10 protein-coding genes are annotated in these 10856 nt (G+C 65.2%); 7 read left to right on the top strand and 3 right to left on the bottom strand.

The genetic code is table 11. The annotated features are described in order from the left end of the window. Nucleotides 1–58: 58 nt before the first annotated feature. Nucleotides 59–742, top strand: coding sequence for an outer membrane lipoprotein carrier protein LolA (locus NKH13_RS15975; RefSeq protein WP_352718507.1), 684 nt, complete (start codon nucleotides 59–61; stop codon nucleotides 740–742). Between the two features lie 133 nt (nucleotides 743–875). Beyond that, nucleotides 876–1682, top strand: coding sequence for an exodeoxyribonuclease III (locus NKH13_RS15970; protein ID WP_352912977.1), 807 nt, complete (start codon nucleotides 876–878; stop codon nucleotides 1680–1682). 20 nt (nucleotides 1683–1702) lie between these two features. On the opposite strand, the gene NKH13_RS15965 is transcribed toward NKH13_RS15970, so the two are convergent. From NKH13_RS15965 to NKH13_RS15955, 3 genes are read right to left on the bottom strand one after another with little or no spacing between them, the layout of a single operon-like run. Further along, the gene (locus tag NKH13_RS15965) at nucleotides 1703–2554 is read right to left on the bottom strand and encodes a TIGR01459 family HAD-type hydrolase (protein WP_352912976.1); all 852 of its coding nucleotides are present in this window, start codon (nucleotides 2552–2554) and stop codon (nucleotides 1703–1705) included. Next, a complete protein-coding gene (locus NKH13_RS15960) occupies nucleotides 2551–3837 on the bottom strand; it encodes an FGGY-family carbohydrate kinase (protein ID WP_352912975.1) in 1287 nt (428 codons plus the stop codon). Before NKH13_RS15960 ends, NKH13_RS15965 begins: the two co-directional genes overlap by 4 nt. A gap of 1 nt (nucleotide 3838) precedes the next feature. Then, a complete protein-coding gene (locus NKH13_RS15955) occupies nucleotides 3839–4882 on the bottom strand; it encodes a class II aldolase/adducin family protein (RefSeq protein ID WP_352912974.1) in 1044 nt (347 codons plus the stop codon). A 229-nt stretch (nucleotides 4883–5111) separates the two neighbouring features. On the opposite strand from NKH13_RS15955, the gene NKH13_RS15950 reads away from it, so the two are divergent. From NKH13_RS15950 to NKH13_RS15930, 5 genes are all read left to right on the top strand, one after another. Then, entirely contained in the window at nucleotides 5112–5894 is a 783-nt protein-coding gene (locus tag NKH13_RS15950) for a DeoR/GlpR family DNA-binding transcription regulator (RefSeq protein ID WP_292663773.1), read from the top strand. Next, a complete protein-coding gene (locus NKH13_RS15945; RefSeq protein WP_352912973.1) occupies nucleotides 5891–7270 on the top strand; it encodes an FGGY-family carbohydrate kinase in 1380 nt (459 codons plus the stop codon). The genes NKH13_RS15950 and NKH13_RS15945 overlap by 4 nt, the downstream gene beginning before the upstream one ends. After that, complete coding sequence (locus NKH13_RS15940) at nucleotides 7267–8811, top strand: sugar ABC transporter ATP-binding protein (protein WP_352912972.1); 1545 nt, start codon at nucleotides 7267–7269, stop codon at nucleotides 8809–8811. The genes NKH13_RS15945 and NKH13_RS15940 overlap by 4 nt, the downstream gene beginning before the upstream one ends. Nucleotides 8812–8831: 20 nt before the next feature. Beyond that, entirely contained in the window at nucleotides 8832–9809 is a 978-nt protein-coding gene (locus tag NKH13_RS15935; protein ID WP_502894527.1) for an ABC transporter permease subunit, read from the top strand. Nucleotides 9810–9895: 86 nt separating this feature from the next. After that, nucleotides 9896–10834 (top strand): ABC transporter substrate-binding protein, encoded by a 939-nt coding sequence (locus tag NKH13_RS15930; protein ID WP_352912971.1) that lies wholly within the window; start codon nucleotides 9896–9898, stop codon nucleotides 10832–10834. Nucleotides 10835–10856: the final 22 nt, after the last annotated feature.

The following is a 10856-nucleotide window of genomic DNA, read 5'->3' as shown; positions in this document are numbered from 1 at the left end:
GCCCAACTGGGGGGCCAGACCAATATAACGAGCAAGCAATCAAATGATGGTGACCGGCATGAAAAACGCAACTCTCGCCCCAAGCAGGGATTTCGCCCCAACCCGCCGGCATGTGCTCGGCCTCGGTCTGGTCCTGGCCGGTGCGGCGGCCGCCAACCTCGTGCCCGGCTTCCAGTTGCTAGCGTCGGCGCAAGCAGCGGTTCCGGCGACGGCGCAGAAAATCGCCGATCATTTCTCCTCGGTCAAATCGATGAGCGGCGAGTTCGTGCAGTTCGGACCCAAGGGCGAGCAGACCGGCGGCAAGTTCTTTCTGGAACGGCCGGGCAAGATCCGCTTCAATTATGACGGCGCCTCGAATTTCAGGGTGATTTCCGACGGCAAGTCGGTGGTCATCCTCAACAAGAAGCTGCGGACCTCCGACCTCTATCCGCTGTCGAAGACGCCACTGAAGCTGCTGCTCGACGACAAGATCGATCTCTCGGGCGGACGCGTCAGAAGCGTCAAGGAAGAAAACGATCTCACCACTATCCAGCTTGCCGACAAATCCGTGTTCGGCAATTCGAAGATCACCATGATGTTCGATCCGAAATCCTATGAATTGCGGCAGTGGACCATCACCGATGCGCAAGGCAAGGACACAACGGTGATGATCTTCAACACCAAGGAGGGCGTCAGCTTCGCCCCCGACACCTTCGCCATCGACTATACGGCCAACCGGGAACTGAACACCAAGACTAGGTAGCTTTCTACCGCTGCGGGATGGCTTTCCGCGTTGGTGCGGGCGGCTTGTCTTTACGGTGCGCGGCTGGCAGTAGTTTCCGCGATTGACTTCCGTCGGAGCCATCCGGCGGATCTTGCGTTGTCCGGAACCCCACATGCCGTTTTCCGTCGCTACCTGGAACATCAACTCCGTTCGGCTGCGCATGCCGATTGTCGAGCGCCGGCTGGTCGAGCAGGCGCCGGACGTGCTTTGCCTGCAGGAAACCAAGGTTCCGGACGAATTGTTTCCGGAGAAGGCGTTCCGCAAGCTTGGCTACGAGCACATCGCCTTCCATGGCCAGAAGGGCTATCACGGCGTTGCGACCATAGCGCGTCGTCCGATCGAGATCGTCGAAAAGCGCCGCTTCTGCGACATCGACGACAGCCGGCATCTGTCGGTCACCGTCAACGTCGGCGGCAAGACGATCCTGCTGCATAATTTCTACGTTCCGGCCGGCGGCGACGAGCCCGACCCGACCGTCAACCGCAAGTTCAAGCACAAGCTCGATTTCGTTGCCGAGATGAACGCCGTCCGCGCCGAGCATGACGAGCACTCCGGCTCGATCCTGGTCGGCGATCTCAACATCGCGCCGCTCGAGCACGATGTCTGGTCGCACAAGCAGCTCCTCAACGTCGTTAGCCATACGCCGGTCGAGACGGAAAATTTCGAGGCAATGCGGCTCGCCGGCGACTGGATCGACCTGATGCGGCTGAATGTGCCTTACGAGGAGAAACTCTACACCTGGTGGAGCTATCGCGCCCAGGATTGGCAGGCCTCAAATCGCGGCCGCCGCCTCGACCATATCTGGTCGTCGCCAAACCTGGTGCCGCATTTTGCCAGCTATGAAATCCTGCGGCCGGCGCGCGGCTGGGAACGGCCCTCGGACCATGTGCCGGTGATCGGGCGTTTCAACCTGGATTAGCTTTGTCTCGCCTTAACAACTCAGCGAAACCTGAAGCTATCCGCGATGTAGTCGGGACGGGCGTTGAGCGTGGCGAAAACGTCCTCCAGGTCAGGCGCCCCCGCCAATATGCCTGACAGGACCAGCGTCGTCGCGACGCCGACGCCGTTGCCGCCGGCGATGTCGTGCTCGACGCTGTCGCCGACGCAGACCACGCTGTCGCGCTCCGGGTGGCCCGCCAGTGCCAGCGCTGCCTCGAATATCTGCGGATTGGGCTTGCCAATGCGCGCCACGCTGCCGCCGAGGCTCTCATAGAGATCGGCGAGCCGGCCGGCACCGAAGCGAGGGCCGACGGCAGTCAGCATGATCTTGTCGGGGTTGGTGCAGAAGGATGGCACCCGGCGCGCCGCCGCCGGACCAAGAAGCCGGCGATAATGGTCGAGGTCGTAGCGATCGCCCTCGCTGGCGGAAATCAGCACCAGTTCCGCATCGTCGCCGTCCTTGGCCAGGACGAAGGGCAGGCCGTCGACAGCCGAACGGTCATTGTCGCGGCGGATCAGCAGGCATTTTGTCTGCGGGCGCAGGGCTCCGGATGCCGCCATTTGATGGAAGGAGCGCCACGCCACCTCGCCGGAGGAGACAAAGTGATCCCAGCTTCCCGGTTCGAAGCCGAGCTTCAGCAGGCGGCGCTCATTGGGTTGCGCCCGCTTGCCGGAATTCGAGATCAGCACGATGGTCTTGCCGGCGCGCTTGAGTGCCGACAAGGCTTCGACAGCACCTGGATAGGCGCTGGTGCCGTCGTGCAGCACACCAAATTGGTCGAGCAGGAACACCTGATAGCGGTCGGCCAGCGCGGCGATGCCGTCGAGGTGTTGAATTGCCTTGGCCGTCATAAAAGCCCCGCTGCGCTTGCGCCCATCAGCGCCAGCCGCGCCGTACCGGCAGCGGCCTCGTCCGACAGAGCCGGCAAGAGGGCGACGCCGAGCTTGCGCTGCCGGATCGCCGTCCAGGCCGGATTGGCCGCACCGCCACCGACGCTCCTGACCGATGTCAGCCGGGGGGCGCCGAGTTCGGCAAGCCGGCGATAGCCGAGCGCTTCGATCGCCGCAATACCCTCGAACATCGCTTTCAGATAGTCGGCGTCGTCGGCGGGCCGCGGCTCGAGGCGCGGCGGCAACGCCGGATCGGCTATGGGGAAGCGTTCGCCCGGCGCCGGCAGCGGGTAATAATCGAGGCCGGTCTCGGTCGCCGGGTCGATTTTTTTGCTGAGTTCGACAATGCGGGCGACGGGAAAATGCTGGGCTAGCACCTTGCCGCCGGAGTTCGAGGCACCGCCCGCCAGATAGATGTCTCCCAGCCTATGGCTATAGATGCCGAATTGCGGCGCCGAGATCGGCCGGTCGGAGAGGATCTTGATGGTCAGCGATGAGCCGAGCGCGGTGACGCCGTCGCCCGCGGTAGTCGCACCGGTCGCCAGGAACGACGCACAGCCGTCGGTGGTGCCGGCGACCACGACCAGGTCACGCGGCAGGCCGAACATTTTCGCAGCGCTGGCGGTGAGTGTGCCCGTGACATCGCCCGGTCGCACGACTCGGGGCAGAAGATCCACACGCATTCCGGTGGCCGCGATCCAGTCGGGCCAGCGGCGGGTTTCGACATCGTAGCCGGTTTTCAGGGCGTTGTTCTCGTCGCTGCCGTCGAAGCGGCCGGAAAACTGTCCGGCGATCCAGTCGGCCTGGTGCAGCACAGTGGCGACGCCGGGCAGGTGCTGGAAAGACAGCGCCTTGGCGAGACCGGACGTCGCCCCAAGTGCAGCGCTCGTTGCCGGTGCCGCGCCAGCTATTGCAGTCAGAATAGTGTCGTCAGCGACCTTGTCGTTGTACATCAGCGGTTCGGCCAGCGGCCGCCCGGCGCCGTCGACCGGCAGCAGCGTGCCCGACGTACCGTCGACGGCGATCGAGCGCACTGCCGCGCGATCGATACATTTGAGCAGTTCCGCCAACGTCGCGCCGACCGCCTCCCACCATATGGCGGGGTCGCGGCCGTTCAGCCCAAATCGCTCGAGGGCAATAGCGGAATGCGCGGCAATGGAAAAGTCCGGGCGCATGGCGACGGCGCGCGCGCCGGATGTGCCGATGTCAATGCCGATGGCAAGCGGGCCAGACGAACGCGGCATGTCAGTTGCCTCCGGCATTGAGTCTCTGGCGATATTTTTCGGCGTCCCAGTTGATCAGTTCGTCATTCTCTGCCGCTGTCAGATAATTCAGCTTCGCCGCCACATCGACCCGCGCCGTCACGTCGGCGAGGCAGCGCTGCATGGCGTCGGCACCGGCGCCGGCGTCGCCGCGCATCAGCACGCCGAGGCCGGGAAACAGGATCGCCACGGGTGCGGCGCCGCTGCGCTCGATGACGCGCTTCACACCCTCGTCCGGTCTCGCCACGACCGAACCCTCGCCGAGAAAGATGACGTGGTCGGGGTAGAGGCTGCCCCCTGACGCCATGCGGCAGCTTTCGGGGTCGATCGCCACCGCATGCGCCTCGACGTCGGCCGGTAGTCTGTAGTCGCTGTCGCCGGCCAGCGCCGTCAGCGCCACGATGTCCGGTTCTGCCACCTGGCGCGGCGGTCGCGCCAACAGCCTTGTCACGCGGCGCAGCAGCATGTCGGCCGCGGCGACGGTCTCGGCTGCAACGACCAGGCCGTGATTGCCGAGGATCAGGACGTCCACGCCTGGCCGCAGGCGCTCGGCGATACCCTGGGCGAGCGGCAGTCCCGGCCGGCGATAGGGAACATACGCCCATTGGTGGCCGTCGAGCCGCCTGGCGGCCTCGGCCTCGCAGTCGGCCTGCACGGCCAGCGAAATGGTCTCGACGCAGTGGACATGCAGAACGATGCGTTGCGGCATCAGCGCATGCACGGTGGTCTCGATCGACGGGCGCAAGCCGCGTGGATTGAAGGCGCCGATGGCGAAGGCCTGTGGCTGTTCGGCGGCCGGGTCGCCCCGTTCAATGGCGTCGAGCAATGGCGGGATGCCGACCGGCACCATGATGTCCGCGATGAGCGCGTCCTTCAGCCAAGTGCCGGAGGCCTTGATCCAGAGCGTGTCACCGGCTTTCAGCGAGGTGTTGCCGCCGGCGGCCTGGGTCAGATGCGGCTCGCTGCCGATCTCCGCCGAAAGCGACCGCAGCGCTGCCAGTTCCTGCGCATCCGCACTGATCGTCATCGAAATTCCTCCACAAACCGGCCGCGTGGCCACGGCTTTGGACGTCCCATTGCCGGGACGAAGACCGACGCTGGTATCGCAGATGCGAGTAAGTTACGTCAACAGTGATGTTATCGCGTCAAATCAGGCTTGCAATCGGAGGCACTTTGAGTAAGTTGCACCAATTGCCGTGCAAAATGGCAATGCCGTGCAAAATGGCTTGGGAGGCAAGCGCATTGGGAGGTAAGGGTTGAGCGACTCCGGCCGCCAGCGTCAGATTGTCGAGCTTTTGCGGGACCGGCCTTTCGCATCGGTGCGCGAGCTGCAGGAGCGGCTTGGCGTGTCGGCGGCGACGGTGCGGCGCGACATCGACAAGATCGACGAGGCCGGCGAAGCGCGCAAGGTCTATGGCGGCATCTCGGCGCTCGATGGCGCTTCGCAAGCCGGCGTCGCCTATGCCAGGCCCTATGACGAGAACCGCGACCTCGCCGTCGAGGCCAAGCGGCAAATCGCCGCTCTCGCCGCCACCATGGTGCGCGACGGCGACGCGGTCATCGTGCATGGCGGCTCGACCTGCTTCCATCTCGGCGTCAAGCTCGCCGACCGCAATATCCGGCTCTACACCAACTCGATGCCGCTCGCGGCCTATCTCAGCGACCACGGCCATTGCAGCCTCACTGTCGCCGGCGGCGAACTGCACCGCGAGCCGGGCATCATCCATTCGCTGACGCAGACGGTGCCGTTCTATGCCTCGAAGTTTTTTCTCGGCGCGCAAGGCATCGGCCAGGAAGGTCTTCTGGAATCGCATCCGCTGCTGGTCCGCTCGATCGTCGAGCTCAGCCTCTGCGCCGACCAGATCGTCGTGCTGGCCGACAGCCGCAAACTGTCGATCCACGCGCGCAACGTGGCGCTGCCGCTGTCGCGGATCGGCACGCTGGTCACCGATGACGGCCTGTCCGACGCCGATGCGCGCATGCTCGAAGATGCCGGCGTCATGGTGCGGATCGCCGCTTCCTCGGGAGGCGCCCAGTGAACATCGCCGTCCTCGATTTCGGCAAGACCAATTCGAAGCTGTTCGTCTTCGGCCAGGACGGACAGATCCTCGACGAGCGCCGCACCCAGCCGAGCTGGATCCGCAAAGGCGGCTTCAGCGTGCTCGACGAGCCAGCGCTGCACGACTGGGCGGCTCGCGCCATCGATGACGCCGTCGACACGCATGGCGTCGGAGGTCTGATGGTATCCGGCCATGGCTGCACCTTCGCGCTGGTCGACGACGCCGCGCTGACGCATCCGATCCTCGACTACGAGCAGGAACCGCCGGCCGAAATCGCCGCGCAGATCGACCGCCGCATTCCGGATTTTGCCGAGACTTTTTCGCCGCGCCTGCCGCTTGGCTTCAACTACGGCCGCCACATGTTGTGGCTGAAGGAGGTGGAGCCCGGTGCCTTCGCCGCAGCGAAATCGATCCTCGGCTATCCCCAATATTGGAGCTGGCGTTTTGGCGGCCGGCCGGTGTCGGAAGTGTCGTATCTCGGCTGCCACTCGCATCTGTGGGCGCCGCGCAAACGCGATTTCAGCTCGCTGGTCGATGCCGAGGGCTGGCGCAGCCAGATGCCCGCCTTCGAGCGTGCCGGCGCGGTGATCGGCGAGCAGCGCTTCGGCCAGGCCGCGAAGCCGGTCGCCATCCATAATGGCGTCCACGACAGCAATGCTGCGCTCCATGCCTACCGCCGGCAGCAGCTCGGGCCGGTGACCGTGGTCTCGACCGGCACCTGGGTGGTCGTGCTCAATCCGGACTGTCCGCTCGATGCACTCGATGGCGAGCGCGACATGCTGGTCAATGTCGATGTCGACGACGGCCCGGTGCCGTCCATCCGCTTCATGGGCGGGCGCGAATTCGCCACGATCAGCGCCGGCTGGCAGGGCGCAATCGCGCCCTCCTCGGTACAGCGGGTGATCGACGCCGGCATCATGGCGCTGCCGAGCTTCGCGCCCGGCGGCCCGATTCCACACCGCCGCGGCGAACTGGTCGGGCGTACGCCCAATGCCGAGGAACGCGCGGCCATGGCGCTGCTCTATGTCGCGCTGATGGTGGATTTGTGCCTCGAGCTGATCCATTCGGACAATACGGTGATCGTCGACGGCGGCCTGAACAATGGCGGGCTGCTTGCCGCGTTGCTGGCGCAGTTGCGTCCCGGGCAGGCCTTCCTGCAGGGCGCAACGCTGGAGGGCAGCGCCACCGGTGCCGCCGCACTTGCCTTCGAAAGCGTCGGACGCGAGTTTGCCACCGAGGCGCCGGAGGCGGTGCATGCGGCAAGTTTCAGCGGCCTTGCCGGCTATCGCAATGATTGGCGCGGCCTTGCCGCCGACCGGGGTGTGGCCAGGGCAGGTGCGGGAGGTGCGCGATGAGCGCCGCCGCCAGGAGCGAGACGGCCCGCCAGCCCGTGCTGGAGATGCGCCACATCTCCAAGACGTTCGGTGCGATCCGCGCCTTGCACAATGTCTCGCTGACCGTTCATGCCGGCGAACTGCACGCGCTGATGGGCGAGAACGGTGCCGGCAAGTCGACGCTGATGAAGGTGCTGTCCGGCGCCTACCGGCCGGATCCCGGCGGCGAGATCCTGATCGACGGCGTGCCGGCCGCCACGGGCGACCCGATCAAGGCGCGCGCCGCCGGCATTGCGGTCATCTATCAGGAGCTGTCGCTGGCGCCCAATCTGTCGGTGGCGCAGAACATTTTTCTCGGCAACGAGCCGCGACGGTTCGGCGTCGTCGATCGCGAGCAGTGCAATCGGCGCGCCAGCGAGATCATCGCGCGGCTCGGCGTGACCTTTTCGGCGCGCACTCCGGTCGCCAGCCTGTCACTCGGCGAACGCCAGCTGGTCGAAATCGCCCGCGCGCTGTCGACCAATGCGCGCATCATCGTCATGGACGAGCCGACCACGTCGCTGACCTCGCGTGAGACCGACCGGCTGTTCGAGGTGATCGCGACGCTGAAGGCGCAAGGCATCGCCATCATCTACATCAGCCACCGCATGGAAGAGGTCTACCAGCTCGCCGACCGCGTCAGCGTGCTGCGCGACAGCGGCTATGTCGGCACGCTCGACCGCGCCGATCTGAACGCCTCGCGCCTGGTATCGATGATGGTCGGGCGCGATCTGTCGACCTTCTACAAGAAGGATCACCGCCCACCGGACAGCAAGCGCGCCGTCGCGCTGTCGGTGCGCGGCATGTCGGACGGCAATCTCATAAAGAATTGTTCCTTCGATCTCCACAAAGGCGAGGTGCTGGCACTGGCCGGCCTGGTCGGCTCCGGCCGCACCGAACTGGCACGGCTGATCTTCGGCGCCGACAGGCACACATCAGGCACGCTGGAGCTCGGCGGCAAACCGATATCCATCGGTTCGCCAAGCGAGGCGCTCGATGCCGGCATCGCCTACCTGACCGAGGACCGCAAGCAACTTGGCCTGTTCCTCGACATGTCGATCTCCGACAACATCAGCATGGGCGTGCTGGCAAAGGACGCGAACGCCGGCGGTCTGCGCGACTTCACGGCAGCCGAAAAGCGCGCCGCCAAGGCGGTATCCGACCTCTCCATCCGCACCGGCTCGGTGCAGGCCAACGCCGGCTCGCTGTCAGGCGGTAACCAGCAGAAGGTGCTGCTCGCCCGCCTGCTGGAAACCGAGCCGCAGGTCGTCATCCTCGACGAGCCGACCCGCGGCGTCGATGTCGGGGCGAAGTCGGAAATCTACCGGCTGATCGACAATCTGGCCAAGAAAGGCATCGCCATCCTGATGATCTCCAGCGAACTGCCGGAGGTGATCGGCATCGCCGACCGCGTGCTGGTGATGCGCGACGGCATCATTGCCGGCGAGGTGACGGCGTCGGAGGGCGAGCCGCTGCGGCAGGAAGCGATCATGGAACTTGCAACGGGAGCGGCTCAGCGATGACCGACAAGGTGGCCGACACGATGAAAGCGGACGACCGGGCGGTCGGCAGGAGCACAAGGTGGCGCACCGCCATCGCTGCGCTCGGCATGCTGCCGATCCTGATCCTGCTGGCGGTCGGCTTCCAGTTCATCAACCCGCGCTTTTTCACCCAGACCAATCTGCTGATCGTCATGCAGCAATCGTCGATCAACATCGTGCTGGCGGCCGGCATGACCTTCGTCATCCTGACCGGCGGCATCGACCTGTCCGTCGGCTCGATCCTTGCCGCCTCGGCGATGGTGGCGGTGATGGTGTCGCTGGTGCCCGATTGGGGACTGCTGGGCGTGCCGGCCGCCATTCTCGTCGGGCTCGGCTTCGGCGTCATCAACGGGCTGCTGATCGCCTATATCAAGCTGCCACCCTTCATCGTCACGCTGGGGTCGCTGACCGCCGTGCGCGGCGTCGCCCGCCTGCTCGGCCAGGACACCACGGTGTTCAACGCGGACCTGCCGTTCGACTTCATCGGCAACGGGTCGCTGTTCGGCATTCCGTGGCTGGTCATCATCGCGCTGGCGGTCGTGGTGCTGTCCTGGCTGGTGCTCAAGCGCACCGTGCTCGGTACCTGGATCTACGCCGTCGGCGGCAATGCCGAGGCCGCCAGGCTGACCGGCATCAAGGTGCCGTTGGTGCTGCTCTTCGTCTACGGCGTTTCCGGCCTTCTGGCCGGCCTTGGCGGCGCCATGTCGGCGGCCCGGCTCTATGCCGCCAACGGGCTGCAGCTCGGCCAGTCCTACGAACTCGACGCCATTGCCGCGGTCATCCTCGGCGGCACCAGTTTCGTCGGCGGCGTCGGCTCGATCTGGGGCACGCTGATCGGCGGCCTGATCATCGCCGTGCTGTCCAACGGGCTTATCCTCGCCGGTGTTTCGGACATCTGGCAGTACATCATCAAGGGATTGGTCATCATCGTGGCGGTCGCCCTCGACCGTTACCGGCTCCAGGCAGGAGCAAGAACGTGATGGCCCTTAGTCGCCGGCATCCAACGAGCCGGTTTCATGTGTAACGCACCGTGAGAGGCGCGGGGCATCAGGAGGAAAACAAAACAATGAAGACCATCGCTAAACTGCTCTGCGGCGTCGCCCTTGCGGCCGCCGTCATCGCGCCGGCATCGGCCAAGGATCTGAACAAGGTCGGCATCTCGGTCGGCCTGCTCGGCAACCCGTTCTTCGTCGCCACCATCAAGGGCATCGAGGACGCGGCCAAGAAGATCAACCCGAATGTGCAGGTGACCTCGGTATCGGCCGACTACGACCTCAACAAGCAGGTGTCGCAGGTCGATTCCTTCATCGCCGCCGGCGTCGACGTCATCATGCTCAACGCCGTCGATGCCAAGGCGATCGCGCCGGCGGTGAAGAAGGCGCAGGCGGCCGGCATCGTCGTTGCCGCCTTCGATGTTTCGGCGCCGGGCGCCGACGTCACCGTGATGACCAACAATGTCAAGGCCGGCGAAGAGGCGTGCCAGTATCTGGTCGATCGTACCGGCGGCAAGGGCGACTACGTCATCCTCAACGGCCCGGCCTCGTCGTCGATCCTGGAGCGGGTCAAGGGCTGCAAGGACGTGCTGGCAAAACACCCGGACATCAAGGTTCTTTCCGACGACCAGAACGCCGAAGGCTCGCGTGACGGCGGCCTGAAAGTGTTCCAGTCGCTGCTGACCCGTTTCGACAAGATCGACGCGGTCTTCGCCATCAACGATCCGACAGCGATCGGCGCCCAGCTTGCGGCCAAGCAGCTCAACCGCTCGGAGTTCATCTTCACCGCGGTCGACGGTGCGCCGGATATCGAGAAGGAACTCGCCTCCGGCACGTCGATGATCAAGGCCTCGGCCTCACAGGATCCCTATGTGATGGCCGGCCAGTCGCTGACGATGGCGGCTGACCTGCTTGCCGGCAAGAAGCCGGCCGAGCCGACGGTGCTGCTCGACCCGAAGCTGATCACCGCCGACAATTTGAAGGATTACAAGGGCTGGACCGCAGCTCGCTAAGCCTCCCAAGCCTGGTGGGGCG

This window comes from Mesorhizobium sp. M1348, assembly GCF_040317925.1.
Taxonomy (GTDB): Bacteria; Pseudomonadota; Alphaproteobacteria; order Rhizobiales; family Rhizobiaceae; genus Mesorhizobium.
The sequence above is the reverse complement of the archived record's forward strand: the minus strand, read 5'-3'. Positions and strand labels throughout refer to the sequence as shown.